15 protein-coding genes and 1 pseudogene are annotated in these 16,633 nt (G+C 52.4%); 2 read left to right on the forward strand and 14 right to left on the reverse strand.

Features of this window, described 5'->3' with window-relative positions:
* Positions 1–200: 200 nt before the first annotated feature.
* From ACR0DG_RS21205 to ACR0DG_RS21260, 12 genes are all read right to left on the reverse strand, one after another.
* Complete coding sequence (locus ACR0DG_RS21205) at positions 201–941, reverse strand: ATP-binding cassette domain-containing protein (RefSeq protein ID WP_480700460.1); 741 nt, start codon at positions 939–941, stop codon at positions 201–203.
* Entirely contained in the window at positions 941–1,933 is a 993-nt protein-coding gene (locus tag ACR0DG_RS21210) for an ABC transporter permease subunit (protein ID WP_480700461.1), read from the reverse strand. Before ACR0DG_RS21210 ends, ACR0DG_RS21205 begins: the two co-directional genes overlap by 1 nt.
* Before the next feature lie 108 nt (positions 1,934–2,041).
* Entirely contained in the window at positions 2,042–3,019 is a 978-nt protein-coding gene (locus ACR0DG_RS21215) for an ABC transporter substrate-binding protein (RefSeq protein WP_480700462.1), read from the reverse strand.
* Between the two features lie 235 nt (positions 3,020–3,254).
* Positions 3,255–4,253, reverse strand: coding sequence for a zinc-dependent alcohol dehydrogenase family protein (locus tag ACR0DG_RS21220; RefSeq protein ID WP_480700463.1), 999 nt, complete (start codon positions 4,251–4,253; stop codon positions 3,255–3,257).
* Complete coding sequence (locus ACR0DG_RS21225) at positions 4,250–4,951, reverse strand: nucleoside triphosphate hydrolase (RefSeq protein ID WP_480700464.1); 702 nt, start codon at positions 4,949–4,951, stop codon at positions 4,250–4,252. Before ACR0DG_RS21225 ends, ACR0DG_RS21220 begins: the two co-directional genes overlap by 4 nt.
* Positions 4,938–6,431: a mannitol dehydrogenase family protein gene (locus tag ACR0DG_RS21230; protein ID WP_480700465.1), complete on the reverse strand. Its 1,494-nt coding sequence runs from the start codon at positions 6,429–6,431 to the stop codon at positions 4,938–4,940. The genes ACR0DG_RS21225 and ACR0DG_RS21230 overlap by 14 nt, the downstream gene beginning before the upstream one ends.
* A 3-nt stretch (positions 6,432–6,434) precedes the next feature.
* On the reverse strand, positions 6,435–7,208 hold the full coding sequence (locus ACR0DG_RS21235) for an L-iditol 2-dehydrogenase (RefSeq protein ID WP_480700466.1): 774 nt from the start codon (positions 7,206–7,208) through the stop codon (positions 6,435–6,437).
* A complete protein-coding gene (locus ACR0DG_RS21240) occupies positions 7,205–8,209 on the reverse strand; it encodes an ABC transporter ATP-binding protein (protein WP_480700467.1) in 1,005 nt (334 codons plus the stop codon). The genes ACR0DG_RS21235 and ACR0DG_RS21240 overlap by 4 nt, the downstream gene beginning before the upstream one ends.
* Before the next feature lie 12 nt (positions 8,210–8,221).
* Positions 8,222–9,055 carry a carbohydrate ABC transporter permease gene (locus tag ACR0DG_RS21245; protein WP_480700468.1) on the reverse strand — a complete coding sequence of 278 codons (834 nt, stop codon included), beginning with the start codon at positions 9,053–9,055 and terminating at the stop codon, positions 8,222–8,224.
* A 10-nt stretch (positions 9,056–9,065) separates the two neighbouring features.
* Complete coding sequence (locus ACR0DG_RS21250) at positions 9,066–9,938, reverse strand: carbohydrate ABC transporter permease (protein WP_480700469.1); 873 nt, start codon at positions 9,936–9,938, stop codon at positions 9,066–9,068.
* A 145-nt stretch (positions 9,939–10,083) separates the two neighbouring features.
* Positions 10,084–11,403 carry an ABC transporter substrate-binding protein gene (locus ACR0DG_RS21255; protein ID WP_480700470.1) on the reverse strand — a complete coding sequence of 440 codons (1,320 nt, stop codon included), beginning with the start codon at positions 11,401–11,403 and terminating at the stop codon, positions 10,084–10,086.
* 147 nt (positions 11,404–11,550) lie between these two features.
* Positions 11,551–12,618, reverse strand: coding sequence for a LacI family DNA-binding transcriptional regulator (locus ACR0DG_RS21260; protein WP_480700471.1), 1,068 nt, complete (start codon positions 12,616–12,618; stop codon positions 11,551–11,553).
* A 149-nt stretch (positions 12,619–12,767) separates the two neighbouring features.
* On the opposite strand from ACR0DG_RS21260, the gene ACR0DG_RS21265 reads away from it, so the two are divergent.
* Together ACR0DG_RS21265 and ACR0DG_RS21270 are read left to right on the forward strand one after the other, a co-directional pair.
* Positions 12,768–13,688, forward strand: coding sequence for a carbohydrate kinase family protein (locus ACR0DG_RS21265; protein ID WP_480700472.1), 921 nt, complete (start codon positions 12,768–12,770; stop codon positions 13,686–13,688).
* The gene (locus tag ACR0DG_RS21270) at positions 13,685–14,941 is read left to right on the forward strand and encodes a class II D-tagatose-bisphosphate aldolase non-catalytic subunit (RefSeq protein WP_480700473.1); all 1,257 of its coding nucleotides are present in this window, start codon (positions 13,685–13,687) and stop codon (positions 14,939–14,941) included. Before ACR0DG_RS21265 ends, ACR0DG_RS21270 begins: the two co-directional genes overlap by 4 nt.
* Before the next feature lie 267 nt (positions 14,942–15,208).
* Here ACR0DG_RS21270 and ACR0DG_RS21275 read toward each other — a convergent pair whose 3' ends face one another.
* Both ACR0DG_RS21275 and ACR0DG_RS21280 read right to left on the reverse strand, forming a co-directional pair.
* Positions 15,209–15,610, reverse strand: a complete 402-nt coding sequence (locus ACR0DG_RS21275; protein WP_480700474.1) for an integrase core domain-containing protein — start codon at positions 15,608–15,610, stop codon at positions 15,209–15,211.
* Positions 15,516–16,532 (reverse strand): annotated as a pseudogene (locus ACR0DG_RS21280) (Tn3 family transposase); the annotation flags it as partial. The pseudogene ACR0DG_RS21280 and the gene ACR0DG_RS21275, both read right to left, overlap by 95 nt.
* Between the last annotated feature and the right edge of the window lie 101 nt (positions 16,533–16,633).

Raw genomic sequence — 16,633 nt, forward strand, 5'->3', positions numbered from 1 at the left:
TATGAAGCGCCGAAGCAGCCTATTCCAGGCAACATCGCGAGCTTCATCAGGCCAACGCCGCCTTTGTTCAGGGCGGCATAACCCCACAGTTTTGAACGGTCTCCATTAATTCCCTGCGCAGCATTTTGGGCGGCTTCTTCATGTGTGAGCGGTAGCCAATTCAGAACGCGCAAACAAGTTGGCAATGCCAGAGGGAGTCTTCACCCAGCAATCATAAGTTGAACAACCTCGGAGTGATTAGTGTCCTTGATCAATCTCTCACCAACAATTTTTCCACGTCGCATCACGACAATTCGATCGGAAACTTCAAATATGTCCTGGAGATTATGCGAAATGAAGATTATCGCGTGCCCTGCCGCTTTTAAGTTTTGAATCAACTCCAAAACTTTCTTTTGTTCCGGCACGCCAAGCGCTGCCGTCGGTTCATCCATGATAAGAACTGACGCATGCCAGTAAACAGCTCTACCGATCGCTACGGTCTGTCTTTGACCGCCGGAGAAACCTGCAACGGGTGAGTCAAAGCGATCAGTATGAAAATCCAAGCCCTTCATAGTTTCGAGGGCAACTTCTGCCATCCGCTCACGATCCAGTATGGGTAAGACACCCCATTTCCTTGTTTTCGGTTCGCGCCCAAGAAAAATATTCTCTCCGATAGACAAATTGTCGGCCAATGCGAGATCTTGGTAAATAGTCTCGATTCCGGCCTCCCTCGCGTGTTGAGGTGTTTTAAAGTTAGTCGGTTTCCCTCTCAGAATTACGCTCCCTGCGGTAGCAGTGTGCACCCCGCAAATGACTTTGATTAGGGTTGTCTTTCCCGCACCGTTGTCTCCCGCCAAGGCGACGCATTCACCTGGCATTAGAGACAAAGACACGCCTTTCAGTGCCTCGACCGCGCCAAAGTGTTTCTTAACATCTAGGACTTCCAAAATTGGTTCTGACATCACTTTGCACCCCAGAGTTTTGATTGGGCTTGATCAACAAAGACCGAGATGATGATCACCACACCAACCGCGATGAATTGCCAGAATGGCTCAATATTCACATAAACAAGCCCGTACTGGATTACTGCGATCACCAATGCGCCAGCGATGGTACCGGAGACTGTCCCGCTTCCTCCGAATAAGCTTGCGCCTCCGATGACGACGATCGCGATCGAGATCAATAGAAGTGGCTCGCCCGCTTGTGCAGCTCCTGCTGAAAACCTGGCAGTGTAGAGAGCTCCTGCCACTCCGGCAAATAGTCCTGCCAACGCATAGATCTTTATTGTGAGTGCTCTCGTGTTGATCCCTGCCCGGTCTGCTGCAGCCTTGTTGGCGCCCATTGCATATGTGTGTTGCCCGAAGCGTGTTTGGCTCAACAGATAGTGGGCAACCACACAGGCAATCGCGACAATGAAAACAAGCACCGGAATGCCGAATATGACACCATTACCAAGGAATTTCAGCGTAGAATTTGAAACTGCGACCGTCATTCCGCCAGCAAAGAGAAATGCAGCGCCGCGGGCAACTCCATACATGCCGAGCGTTCCAATAAACGGCGGTATTCCCAGAAATGCGACCAGCCAGCCGTTTATCAGCCCTGGAATGACTGCAACGACGCATGCCACTAGGATGCCGAGAGTTGCAGCGATGACATGATGCAGCCCCATATCATCGAAGTAGCCTACGGCATGAGCGGCTATAACGGCAGCTAGGCCCATAATGAAACCGACTGATAGATCGATTCCGGCGGAGATAATCACGAATGTCTGTCCCAAGGCCAGTAAGAGCGGCACCGCTGCAAAAATAGCCAGGGATCGGAGATTGAAAGAGTTCGCGACAAAACTTCTATCGTAAATCAGATGAGACCAAACCTCGAACGTCGCAACCAAGAGGATTAGGAAGACCCAAGCTCTTAGATTTGTAAGCACCTGCAAAAGTGACCGGTTGGGCATGGTTCCGCTCCTCCATGGCACGTTGGCCGCGCCTTAGTATTGGGGTTTGTTTCAGAAAATTGCCCGCCCCATCGCTGGCGCGGGCAATATAGTTTGTGGCGCTATGTGTTACTCTGTGTAGAGGTAGCGGCTCACTTCAGGATCATCGATGTTGTCGCCAGTCATGACGGTAAAGCCGGTTCCGATGGAAGTCGGTGTAGGGTTGCCGGTTACGACTGCGTACGCCGCCATGACACCGAAGTAGCCTATCTCAGCGGGATGCTGAGCAACGGTCATTTCCAAAGTACCGTCTTTCAACTGATCGACAATGGAGGTTGGAGCGTCGAAGCCCGCAATCTTGACTTTCCCTGCAACGCCTGCTTGTTCCGCACCGTTTGCCGTCCCAACGGCAGAAAACAGGTTGGCTCCAAAGACTCCAGCAAGTTCGGGCTCACGCCCAAGGACAGCTTGGAATTGGGCCGCTGCCTTGTTCGGGTCTTGGTCATTGTACTGTGTTTCAAGCACTTCGATATCGGGGTAATTTGCAATCTCCATCCGGAAACCCTCTTCGCGCTGATCCAGCGTCGAAACTCCTGGTTTCAGGCTAGAAACGTACACTTTGCCTGATTCGCCGATTGCCGCTGCCAAGGCTCGCGCCGCCATCTGCCCCCCAAGAACATTGTCAGACGCGACATAGGACATCGGAAAATCAGCATCTCCTGCCCCCGTCTGGTAAACGCCATTGCCAATGAACGTGTCGACCGTGATGACTTTGATGCCCGCCTCATGTGCTCGACGAAGTGGTTCTACTAATTGGTCTTTGTCATTGGGCGCAATCAGGATGGCATCTGGCTGACGAGCGATTATGGCGTCTAGAACCGGCACCTGCAGTCCAACATTCCATTCCGCAGCGCCTTGATAAATGAGTTCCGCTCCAACTGCTTCCGCGGCCGCCTCGGCGCCCTTGCGCATCGTGATATAGAACGCGTCTGCAGTAAGTCCCGGAATCAGTGCTATTTTGACATCTTCTGCAAAGGCTGCAACCGAACTGCTAAGCACCGCAAGAGCGGTGGTCGCGCCAAGTGCCATTGATTTTAGTGACTTCATAGTGGGTCTCCTCCCCTAATTGATAGAATCAACACTAACCACCTAAGGACACGAGTCAAGAAATACGCATACGCATGTATAATTAATGGCCCACGCGAGCGCTTTCATGGAGCGCGGATTGCTGGCTGTGTTAGGCTTGGAAGCACGAAAAGAAGAGAGATCTATCAAAGAGCGTGTGCTACGCCCTCTGCTGATGAGAATGCTGGCTTGCTAGCTATTAGCGTGGCGTATGCCTTCAGCGATCGGCCTGCCATTGGACTTTCAAACTGCCCTTCGGAGGCTTTGTCGAAAGTATATGGGCAACTTCCCTGAGAGAAAGTCGATGGGAAACGATCGCATCAACCGACGAACCCAATCGAGTGATCGCATCTAAAGCTCTCGGAATATTGTGGTTCAAGGAATGAGAGCCAGATAACGTCAATTGTCGCCTAAATATTTCAAAAGGTGAGATCTGTATTCGGGCATCAGATGGACAAACACCAAAGAAAAGCCCTTTGCCGCCATTGATCAGGTAGTGAGGCAATTTTTCTGCGACTTTGGGAACACCTGTTGCGTCTACGGCTAGGTCAACGCTGTGACGCAAATTCTGCAACTCGTCTGCTGTACTGAAAACTGTTTCAAAGTCGAGGCTTTTCGCCAGTGCTAGGCGGCTGTCCTCAATATCGCAAAAAGTGACTCTCGATGTGCCCTCCATTCGAAGAGCTAAGCCAAAAAGAAGACCCATTGGGCCTGCGCCAAAGATTAGTGCTTCGTCCATCCAGGTCGCATGAACTGCATCAAGACCGTTCAGGACGCAACCCATCGGTTCAGCCAGCGCAGCCCGAGAAAAACCCATAACTCCGATGGGATGGACGTTCGCCGCACGGACCACGCTGCGTTCAGAAAAACCGCCGTTCGTCGTCACACCGTAGGCTCTTAGTTTTTGGCAGAGATGTGCCCACCCGCGCCGACATGCTTGGCAGGAACCGCATTCCAAGTTTGGATCAACAACAACGCGGTCGCCTGGTCGGACATGTCGTACATCTGAACCAACTTTACTAACGACGCCCGAGTACTCGTGCCCTGGAACGACAGGAAAGGCTCCTGTGCCATAGTTGTCTTTCAGTACTTCGAAATCGGTGTGGCAAACCCCGCTCGCCTTAACATCAATGAGCACTTCGTTATCCGCGGGTTCCGGATCGGGTAGCGCGGAGAGTTCGATTACACCTTTAGATTTGAAGACAATGGCTTTCATTTTGTTTCGCTTTTCGCATTTGGTGCTGTTTCGTAATTAAGGCTGACTGCTGGACTCCAATTGGCCTCCTCAGACATGAGTATTGTCGTCGGCGGACGCATGCGCTTAACTAGGCGCTTTGCATTTGGGATATCGTTCGAATTGGCCCGCTTACGCGCTTCTTCCTCTGTGTGCCCGTGATCCAACCATCTCTGGACAAGCCTCTTTTCAAGCACGTGAATGTCGGTCTGTAGATAGATGCTATGATCAAAAATATCGGCCAACTTATTCCAGGGTGGTTCATCGAGAAGAAGATAATTCCCTTCAACTATCACTACGTCGGTGTTGGGAAGAACTGCACCCGCACCAGCAATGGCTTTGTCGCTGGATCGGTCAAAGATAGGATAAAAGATAGGTTGAACACTGGTTTTTATTCGCTTGAGTAGTGAATAAAAACCCTTAAAGTCGAAAGTGTCAGGTGCGCCTTTCCGCGCCCGAAGGTCAAGGCGATCAAGTTGAATATTGTCCAAATGGAAGCCATCCATCGGAACGACAGTAGCGCTAAAAGCTGCTTCGGAAGTTAGTGCTTCCTGCAATGCCGCCGCAAATGTTGATTTACCCGCAGCTGGCGGTCCCGCGACAGCAACGACCAAGCGCGTTTCACCATGCTTTATCTGAGAAATCTCAGAAATGAGATTTGATTGCTCACCAAACTGCATGGTGTTTAATTTTTGAATTTCCTAGAAACTCGGAAATTGCAGCATCGAGTCCAAGCACGAAGATCGCGTTCAACCAATAAGAAAACGCGTTCGTGAATTCAGCATGCTCAGCTAGGTCCCCATAAATTGGCCTTTGTTCTAGCCATACGCGTGGTCTGGATTCTGCTTCTGCTGCGGTCTTCTTGAGCGACTCCCAGTTTGGATCACTTGCATCGATCATCGATCCGTCAACGCGCGTTCCCTTGCAAAAACGAGCCCAGCACGCTTCAGCAAGCGCCAGGCCATTTATTGATCGCCCGGCGACGAGCTGCTCTCGGATTATCGGATGTAAGAACTCAGGGTGCTTGGCTGAGCTTCCTGAGGCCACGCGCCGAGTGGTATCCACGATATATGGGTTGGAGAACCGCCTGCCGACAAGATCGGTATAGCTTTCTGCAGTAATTGTCGGCACTGGAAGAATCGTTGGCACAATTTCTTCAAGCTGAACTTTGCGTAGATATGCGCCGATATAGGGATGCGCCATGCATTCTGCGATGGTCTCAATACCCAACAGCTGGCCAGCTTCGGCAATAATTGAATGCCCGGCATTGAGGATGCGGATCTTCATCGCCTCGAAGCCGTGTACATCTTCTGTAAGTGTAGCCCCAGCGTCCTCCCAGGCCGGCCTTCCGGCACAGAAATTGTCCTCGATGACCCATTGTCGAAAATTCTCATGGGTCACAGGTGCGGCATCGCTAACACCAAATCTTGCGACAAGTTTGAGTTCTCTTTGGCCGGTCGCGGGTACAATGCAATCGACCATAGAGTTTGGAAAGGCGCCATTCTCTTCGATCCAATCTGCCAACTGCACATCCGAAAGCCGCGCTAAGCCAAGGATAGTATTTTTTAAGACATCGCCGTTTCCCTGCAGGTTGTCGCAGCTCTGACAGGTGAATGGAGCTTGGCCGTTGCTCCGACGTTGCTTCAATGCCGCAACGATTGCGCCGAATGCCGTTCGCGGCCGATCCGGATTTCTAGCATCATGCAAAACATCTGGGTGTTCAACATCAAACTGCTTGGATACCGGGTCGACGTAATATCCTCCCTCTGTCACCGTCAGTGAAACGATGCGGATGTCCGGATGAGCCATTTTCTCGATCAGCGGCCCATTGTCGTCCTTAACGGGAACGTAGCCGATCATTGATCCAACGATTTCCGCCGAACGGCCCTTTGGATCCAGTTCGACAAGGGTGGTCAGATAGTCTTGTTCCTTGAGTAGTTTGCGTTGCGCCTCATCGTTCGGTCGGACCCCTGCTCCGATAATTGCCCAATCATGCGCCTCGCCGACCTGCATGAGCCTGTGAAGGTACCAGGCCTGATGCGCTCGATGAAAATTTCCCAAGCCAATATGAACGATACCGGGAGTGAGTTGCGACCGATCATATTCTGGCCGAACGATACCCGTTGGGAGGTCTGCCAAAGTGGCTTGGGACAGTCTCATGGATCAGCTCATCCACTGACCGCCGTCGACATTATATGTTTGGGACACGATGTAATCGGAGTCCGTCGATGCAAGGAAGACGGCCATCCCCGTAAGATCTTCAGGAACAGCGAAGCGACCGGCTGGAACCTCGGCTTCGACCTCAGCCTTCTTTTGCCCAGGTTTCTTGCCTTCGAGTTTCGCGAACAATTCATCCACATGAGCCCAGTGCTCGCCATCAACGACGCCTGGCGCGATCGCATTCACATTGATACCGTGCTTGATCAGGTTCAGGCCAGCGGATTGGGTCATGGAAATGACCGTCGCCTTTGTGGCGCAATAGACCAGAACCAAGCTTTCGCCGCGCCGACCCGCCTGAGACGCCATGTTGATGATTTTGCCGCCATGACCCTGCTCGATCATTTGCTTGGCGGCTGCCTGCATAGTAAAAAGTGTACCCGCGACATTCACCGCGAAAAGCTTGTCGTAACTCGCCCGCGAGATGTCGACCGTTTCAGCCGCATCAAAAATCGCGGCGTTGTTGATCAGGATATCGAGCTTTCCAGCCTGCGTGACAACTGAAGCAATGGCAGCATCGATGCTCTCTTGGTTGCTCACATCCAATTGAACTGGATAGGCAGCATCGCCTAGTTCAGCAGCAGTTTCCGATGCAGCGTCGAGGTTGATGTCTGCAATCGCAACCGTCGCGCCCTCTCGGAGGTAAGCCTCAGCAAAGCCTTTTCCGATGCCGCGCGCCGCGCCTGTGATTAGCGCGGATTTTCCTTCTAACCGCTTCATGAGATGCGTAGTCCATCTTTGTTGAATTTATGGATCAGGTCGGCATTGGGCGTGACGAAAATCTCATCTCCATACTTCACGCCAACCTCCCCACCTGCGCGAACAGTGAGCGGATCGCATCCCTCGATACCGTGAACATGAATGAATGTGTCCGACCCGAGATGCTCGGCAACACCGACTGTTCCCTTCCACTGGCCCTCTGTTTTTGAGACCTCAATATGCTCTGGTCGGATACCAATGGTTTCCGCACCCTGTTTGGCAGCTTCGGCCCCAGTGACGAAATTCATCTTTGGACTGCCGATGAATCCGGCGACAAAGAGATTTTTGGGGGTTCGATAGAGCGCCAGCGGACTCCCAACTTGCTCAATAACACCTGCTTGAAGAACAACGATCTTGTCGGCCATCGTCATTGCTTCGACCTGATCGTGGGTCACGTAGATCATCGTCGTGTCGAGCTTCTTGTGAAGCTCTGATATCTCCATGCGCATGCCGACACGGAGTGCGGCGTCAAGGTTCGACAGTGGCTCGTCAAATAGGAACGCAGCCGGTTCCCTCACGATGGCACGTCCAATAGCAACCCGCTGTCGTTGACCGCCCGAAAGCTGACCGGGTTTGCGGTCCAAATAATCTGTGAGATTAAGCGATTTCGCTGCCGCTTCAATGCGCCTGTCCTGCTCCTCTTGGCTCATATTTGCCATGCGCATCGGGAACGCGATGTTCTTTCGCACGGACATATGCGGGTAAAGAGCGTAGGACTGGAAGACCATTGCCAAACCGCGTTTTGCTGGCGGCGTTGAGGTTGCGTCGATTCCATCGATTTCGATTGCGCCGGAGGTCGTGTCTTCCAGTCCGGCGATTAACCGAAGTAGCGTAGACTTTCCGCAACCGGACGGCCCCACGAACACGACGAATTCGCCGTCATCGATTTCAAGATCGAGGGGCGGTATGACCTCCACCTCACCGAATTTCTTTTGAACTTGTTTGAGCTGTATGCGCCCCATCTTTTGTTTCCCTTACTTGACGGCGCCGAAGGTCAGCCCTCGGACGAGTTGTTTCTGGCTGAACCAGCCCATGATCAGAATTGGAGCGATTGCCATGACAGAGGCCGCGCTGAGCTTGGCGTAGAAGAGACCTTCCGGGCTTGAGTAGCTGGCAATGAATGCGGTCAACGGCGCTGCATCTGCAGCTGTCAGGTTGATCGTCCAAAAGGCTTCATTCCAAGCGAGAATGATATTCAAAAGAACTGTTGAAGCCATTCCAGGGATGGCCATCGGCGTTAGTACATAGAGGATCTCTTCACGAAGCGTGGCACCATCCATCCGGGCCGCTTCGAGGATCTCGCCGGGGATTTCTTTGAAATAGGTGTAGAGCATCCAGATGATGATCGGCAGATTGATCAGCATCAGGACAATCGTCAGTCCGAACCGCGTATCCAGCAACCCGAGGTCACGGAATATGAGATAGATTGGAACCAGCACGCCGACCGGTGGAAGCATTTTGGTCGAGAGCATCCACATCAATACGTTTTTGGTGTGTTTCGCCGGCACGAAGGCCATCGACCAAGCCGCAGGAATAGCGATCAAGAGCCCCAGAAACGTTGAACCGACAGAGATGGTGACGGAGTTGAAGAAGTGTTTCAGGTAATCAGACCGTTCCTGCACCTCTCCAAAGCTGCCAAGTGTCCATCCTGAGTCAAAAAGAACTTCGAGAGGAGCCCGAATGGCGTCCTCTTCAGTTTTGAAAGACAACACGATGATCCAGAGGATTGGGAAGAAGAGGAAAAACCCCAACGTGCCTGCTGTCGCTGTGTTGAGAACTTTTGTGCGATGTGAAACTGCGCGTGCCATCGGTCTCTCCTCAAGCGTCCAGGTTCTTGCCGATCATGCGCATCAAGAAGATGGCGACGATGTTGGCAAGAATGATGGCAATTACGCCACCAGCACTACCCATACCGACGTCGAACTGAAGAAGAGACGACACGTATATCAGGTAAGTCAGGTTGGTTGTTGCCGTTCCTGGACCACCATTCGTGGTGACAAGGATTTCCGCGAAAATCGACAACAGAAAAATCGTCTGGATCAGGATGACGACCGTTATCGCGCGCGCCAGGTGCGGCAACATGATGAACCAGAACCGGTTCCACCAATTTGCCCCATCCATTTCTGCCGCTTCCAGCTGTTCCTGATCCAGTGATTGCAACGCTGTTAGGAGGATCAGCGTCGCAAAGGGCAACCACATCCAAGACACGATGAGTGTGATCGATGCCAACGGTATTTGCCCAAAGAAATCGATCGGCTCAAAACCGAGACTGACGGCAAGACGGCCAAATATGCCGTTCACCGGATTCATAAACATGTTCTTCCAGACCAATGCGGAAACGGTCGGCATCACAAAGAACGGTGCGATGACCATGATCCGGATGATGCCCGTGCCGAACATCGGTTTGTCCAAGAGAAGGGCTGCGCCCAATCCACCAAGCGTCGTAATGGTAAGGACACCTGCAACAAGGACGAGGGTGTTGATCAGCGCTGCTTTAAAACTGGGATCAGTGACGAACCAGTAGTAGTTTTCCCACCCGACAAATGGCGTCGCCCCTGTCGAGAGCAGATTGTATCGCAAGAACGAGAAATAGAGTGTCATACAAAGCGGCACGAGCATCCATCCGAGCAGTAACAAGACTGCTGGTGAAATCATCAATCGCGCGGCTGACCGTGATGCCTTTGTGGCCATACGCATCGCCCTCCCAAAACGAAATGCATACTAGCGTTTAAGTAAGGGCCTGAAATACAGGCCCTTGCCAAAAAGCAAGAGTGCCGTTGGTGCAAACCAAAGCAGGCCGAGGCTAGAAAACCCCGACCTGCTCAGGGAGAGGCAGTTACTTGATGTAACCCGCCTTTGTCATTTCACGAACAGCGAATTGTTGGCTGTTGGCAAGAGCGTCTTCCACAGACTGCTGGCCAGCAAGGGCCGCAGCAACCTGCTGTCCGACGTAGTTCCCAATGCCCTGGAATTCAGGGATCGCGACGAACTGGACGCCAGTGTAAGGCACTGGATCACGGGTTGGATCAGCCGGATCGACCGAGAAGATCGCGTCTTTGATGGTCGCAGCGAATGGGGCGGCTTCCAGCAGACGAGGATCATCATGGATCGAAGCACGCGTACCGCTTGGAACGGCAACCCAGCCTTCTGTTTCACCGACCGTCTCGAAGTATTCCTGTGAAGTGGCCCATTTCAGGAAGTCTTTTGCTGTGTCAGTCTTTTGCGAGCTTGCTGGAATTGCCAGCGCCCAAGACCAGAACCAACCAGTTCCTTTGTCGGTCACTTCCTTCGGAGCTTGGAAGAAGTCAGTTACATCAGCAACCGACGATGTGTTCGGATTGCGAACGTCGTTTGCTGCCGATGTGGCGTCAATCCAGGTTGCACACTTGCCGTCTTTGAACAGCGCACGGTTTTCGTTGTGTCCGTTTGCTGTCGCACCCGGAGGACCATAGTTGGTCATCAGGTCGACATAGTATGTGATAGCAGCGTTCCATTCTGGGCTGTCAAGCTGAGGATCCCACTCTTCGTCAAACCAGCGCGCACCAAAGGCGTTTGCCAGTGTTCCGACGAAGGCCATGTTCTCGCCCCAGCCCGCTTTGCCGCGCTGACATGTACCAAAGATACCGTTGTCTGGATCGTGTACAGCAGCAACCATTTCAGCGAACTCGGTGTATGTAGGCTGTGATGTTGGGGCAGCAACGCCAGCAGCATCAAAGACGTCAGTCCGGTAGAAGGTGAACGACGTCTCGGAGTACAAAGGCACAGCGTAAAGGTTGCCGTCAGCCGACAGGCCGTTGCGGACCAGTTGGAAGATATCCTCCAAATTGTAGTCTGCATCGTCGCCGAAATCATTGAGTGACGTCAGCCAGCCGTTTGCACCCCAAATCGGTGCTTCGTAGGCACCAATGAACATGATGTCGAAAGAACCACCATTAGTCGCAATGTCTTGCGTTGTACGCTGACGCAGAACGTTTTCTTCCAGAACAACCCAATTGATGGTGTTGCCTGTAGCTTCTTCCCATTGAGGCGCAAGCTTTTGCATCACGATCATGTCGGCGTTGTTCACCGTCGCGATTGTGATCTCTTCTGCCAGAGCCGCAGTTGCAGACAGCGAGACCATTGCGGTCGCCGTCAAGAGTGATCTTCGTAGGTTCATTTATTCCTCCCATTATGTTGGTGGCTTTGAAGAGACCCACAAACGAGAAGAGTGTCAACAAATATCTATACGTGTGTGTAAGTTTACGTCAAAACGCGCTTAAATAAAGACAGACGCGACGTCGCATTCAATGCACTTCTGGTCCCTCTACGCGGAATTTCGAATGCACAGCTGCGCCGGAAAGAGCTTCTCCACTGGCCTGCGTTCTTCGTCTGATTCGGCGCGCGCTTGTCTCGAAATACAATCAACTGCGGCTCTCCCGATGCGGACGACGTCCTGGGAGACCGTCGTCATCGCGGGCCACATGTACTGGCTAAGCGGATGATCATCGTGCCCCGCAACTCGGAACCGGGACCTGTCGGTGTCCGAGCCACCCATCAGGCCTGCTTCATTGGCAGCTCGCAGCGCGCCCATCGCTAAACGATCATTTGCGCACAAAATAGTAGCGTCTGGATCCAGTCCATCAGCGATCAGATCCCTTGTGATGTCATATCCATGGGATTCAAAATCCCAAATAGGCGAACTTGAACCAGCCGTTATCATGTCTGGCTTCAGGCCGACTTCTTCCATCCGTTCAACATAGGCAAGCTCGCGCTCGTCGGCGTTGCTGTTCACCGCCGGCATGCTCAGAAACTTCGGTGGCGAGCCTGAACGCCGCAAATAATCAACCATCAACTTCATACTTTGCTTGTTGTCGTTTCCAACAAAGGAGAATTCGCTTTCGAGACCAGTGCAGCGCGCATCGACAAAGACCATGGGCAAGTCCTGCGACAGCCGCTTGAAGGCTGGGGTGTTCTTTTGGGCGCCGATTGGCGCCACGATCACACCCTCAGCATTCATGGACCGAAGGTTTTCAATCGCTCGAACTTCCTTGCCGGGATCGCCATGCGAGTTTTGGATCAAAACCGAAAAATCCAACTCCTCAGCGCGACGCTCGACCTCACGCAACAAAGTCATATAAAAAAGGTCGTTTAGGTGAGGTAACACGACGCCGAATAAGCCAGTACGCTTGCGGTTCATGTTGCGCGCCAAAAAGTTTGGCACGTAGTCGACGGTCGTCAACAGCTCGGCGATCTTCTCGGACGTCGCCTTCCTCACCAGCGATGGGTCTTGAAAGTACTTTGACAGCGTCGACCGTGAGACACCGATCTCAGCCGATAACTGCTCCATTGTGTTTATGCGTTTCTTTGGGGCTTCTGATGGGTTGTTTTTCATTCGGATTCCTACCTGCTTTTCAAGAATGTGTAACACCTCACGTTGTCTCGTGTCACTATTATCCGAATACTTGGGGGAGAAATACGTTGACGCGTGTGTAAGTTTCCAGATATCGCTTGCGGAACTTTAATCGCCAATTCGAGGCCTACATGATCTACACCGCCGGTGAGATGCTGGCAGAATTCGTATCTCACGAAATCGGCTGCAAACTCGAAAAAACCACAGAATTTTCAGGGCCCTACCCAAGTGGGGCTCCAGCAATCTTTATCGATCAAGTTGCGCGCGTTGGAGGCTCAGCGGCCGTCATCGGAACAGTCGGCGATGATCCTTTTGGACGCATGTTGCGAGACAGACTGACGACAGACGGTGTAGATACAGCGCATCTTCATACAAGCCCGACTCTGACGACTGGCACCGCTTTCGTCTCGTATTTTGAAGATGGCTCGCGAACGTTCGTTTTTCATATGGACGGCACGGCGGCGGACGACTTCCAATCAGCCCCGACACTTCCTGACGGGTCGACGCTGCATGTTTCTGGGGCGTCTCTCGGCAATCCCAACATTCGCGCGATTGTAGACTGCCTTGTCGAGCAGATGAGTGAAGGGGGCACGATAAGTTACGACCCCAATATTCGGCCCGAGCTCATGAAAGATCCAAGCGCCCGTGCCTTCATCAATCGTATTGTCGAAAGGTGCGATATCTTCCTACCAAGCGACTCCGATATCGAAGCCCTCTTTCCTGGAAAGAGCGCCGAAACTGTTGTTGATCAGATGATCGGTCAGGGCAAAAGAATTGTAGTCGCCAAACAGGGCTCAAAGGGCGTTATCGGTTCGGACGGAAAGGAGACAGTCCACTTGCGCCCTCATCTGGTCGATGAAATCGATCCAACAGGTGCGGGAGACTGTTTCTGCGGGACCCTTATCGGTCTACTCGACCAAAACCAATCATTCCGTGAAGCGCTCGAGGCGGCCAACATGGCCGGTGCACTTCACGTGACCCAAAGAGGGCCAATGGAGTGGAATCCAACGTTCTCCGAGATTCAAAAACACCTTGAGGCGCAGACGGTATGACCGTTTCTCTGAGAGATATTGTTGCGCAGAACCGCGCCGGTGATCCGAAAGCGCTTCCGAGCTTTTGTACGTCTAATCCACATGTGCTGCGCGACATCACAAACTTTGCCGCTAAACACAATTTACCCGCTTTGATCGAAGCCACATGCAATCAGGTCAATCAATTTGGTGGGTACACCGGCCAGAAGCCGACCGACTACGCCAAAGCACTTCTCAAGATGGCAGACGACGCTTGTTTGTCAGCAGATAGACTCATCCTTGGCGGGGACCATCTTGGACCAAACCCATGGCGTGATTTGCCAGCCAATGAGGCAATGGCCAATGCCAAAATCCTTGTCAAAGACTATGTAGAAGCGGGCTTCACCAAGATCCATCTGGACGCCAGCATGGCTTGTGGTGGTGAGGAAACGCCATCATTCGAATTGGTTGCCGAGCGATCCGCCGAGCTGTGTGTTGTTGCCGAAGAACATGCGCCAGACGCGTCAAAACTTAGCTATGTCATTGGGACAGAGGTCCCCGTCCCAGGCGGTGAATCTGACGATATGTCGGGCATCCAGGTCACCACCGCTGACCGACTCCGCGAGACGATTGAAACGCACCGCGTCGCTTTTGCGGCCGCGAACGTTTCACAAGGAATCGAGAAAGCGATTGCCGTTGTTGTCCAACCGGGTGTCGACTTTTCGCATGATGGAATCTTCCACTATGACAGAGCGAAAGCTGAAGGCCTGACGAAGGCAATTCATAGCCATGATGGCTTAGCCTTCGAAGCGCATTCCACGGATTACCAAACCACAGACAATCTCTCTGATCTGGTTGCGGACCATTCGGTGATCTTGAAGGTTGGGCCCGAAATCACATTCCGTTTCCGTGAAGGCGTAATGGCGCTGGATCAGATCGAACGTGAACTAGAGATCCCCACCCCTGCTTCGATCAAGTCAGTTATCTTGCAGGCGATGGCAGATGAACCATCCGACTGGCAAAACTACTATCAAGGTTCGGAAGAGCTTATTGAGTTTTTGAAGCTTTACAGCTTCAGCGACCGCATCCGGTATTATTGGGATCGTTTGCCGGTTTCACTCGCTCTTGAGCAACTTTTTGAGAATGTTGCATCTGCGGGAGTGACCGCTGCCATGGCCTCGCAATATGGTGTGCAGTTTCCAATACCTACAGAGAAGGTTTCAGCAGAAAGCATCATTTCAGGACGGGTGCGGACAACCGTTGAACGATACTATCGGGCCTGTCGATGGCTTTAAACCAACCCCCGACCTGGGATTTAGTTGGTTGGAGCCATCGACACAGTTTCGAGCGCCTTCGATATCAAATTTGCGCTTGTCAGGAAATCGGGGGAAGGCAGTCAATGGCCTAACATCATTGAATTTTTCGATCTTCAGAATTGAATACGACTGAAGAAATTCAGTTCAATAAAAGGCTCTGTTTTACATGTCACCATCGGTCACCCATTTAGCCATGAACTGCTAAGCTAGTTGTCGATGGAAATCAAAGAGGTTAGCGTCCATTGACTAGCCCCCTCGTTCAGTACCACAAATTTTGGATTTCGCTAAAAAGGTCTCTGGGATGGGTGCGCGCATGCCGAGGGCATGATGTGGCCGGATTTGGTTGTATTGTCTGAGCCAGGCATTGATGGCGACTTGGGCTTGCTTGGTGTTGTTCAGGATCGACAAAAGCGAGGTCAATAGTCGACAGTCTCTCGAGGAATCATGGTCAGCGCTGGTTGCGCCGTTGAAAAAGCCACACAAATTCTGATCCCTTATTGAGCTCCCTACCCCGCCGAACCTCGGGTGGATTCCGGCTGGGGGCAGGATTGTATCATAAGCGGTTACGGCTCGGATTCTTCCACCTGTATTCGCCCGTGAGAAGAATATGAGCCCATCCCAGCGGCGAGATATGCGCGAGAAGGTCATCGGGACAGTCCAGATCGGCGCGTTTTCGCGCGGTGACCGCCTCGCCCAAATGCTTGGTGTTCCAGTAGATGATGATGGCTGCGAGGAGGTTCAGCCCAGCCATTCGATAGTGTTGTCCCTTGGCAGTACGGTCGCGGATTTCACCCTGTCGACCAATTCTCAATGCATTCTTCAAGGCGTGATGCGCCTCGCCCTTATTCAGCCCAATCTGTGCTCGACGCTGCATGTCGGCATCGAGCAACCAGTCGATGATGAACAGTGTCCGTTCTATCCGGCCTATTTCGCGCAATGCCAGAGCAAGTTCATGTTGGCGGGGATAGGATGCAAATTTCTTCAAGAGTTGGCTTGGCGGTATTGTGCCGGCTGCCATTGTTGCCACTGCCCGCAGAATGTCAGGCCAGTTTTCCGTAATGAGACGTTCCCGGACTTTACCACCGATCAAACCCCGAAGCTCCTTCGGAGCTGAAGCGGGATCGAACAGGTAAAGCCGCTTGGATGGCAAATCGCGAATGCGCGGTTTGAAGCGATAAGCCAATAGCGCTGTGACAGCAAAGACGTGATCTGTAAAACCACCCGTGTCAGCATATTGCTCCTCGATTTTTCTGCCCGTTTCATTCATCAGCAACCCGTCCAGAATGTATGGCGCTTCGTTCACCGTGGCTGGGATGTTCTGGGTCGCAAACGGGCCAAATTGATCAGATACATGGGTGTAGGCTTTCAAACCGGGTTCAGAGCCATATTTCGCGTTTATCAGGTTCATCGCCTCGCCCTGTCGCGCGGCAGGAAAGAACTGACCGTCACTGGACGCTGTGAGTCCGCCACCCCAGAATCTGGCCATGGGCAATTGAGATTGGGCTTCAATGACTGTTGCTAACGCCCGATTGATGGCATCGCTTTCTATATGCCAACGTGACAGGCGTTGAGCCTCCCCCAGTGAACTGGTCCACCGTTATGTTAAGGAAACGGAGGACGACGAATGGCAAACAAGAGACCGAAGCCCGAAGAGATTGTCTCGAAGTTACG

It is taken from the genome of Ruegeria sp. BG8, from assembly GCF_056538325.1.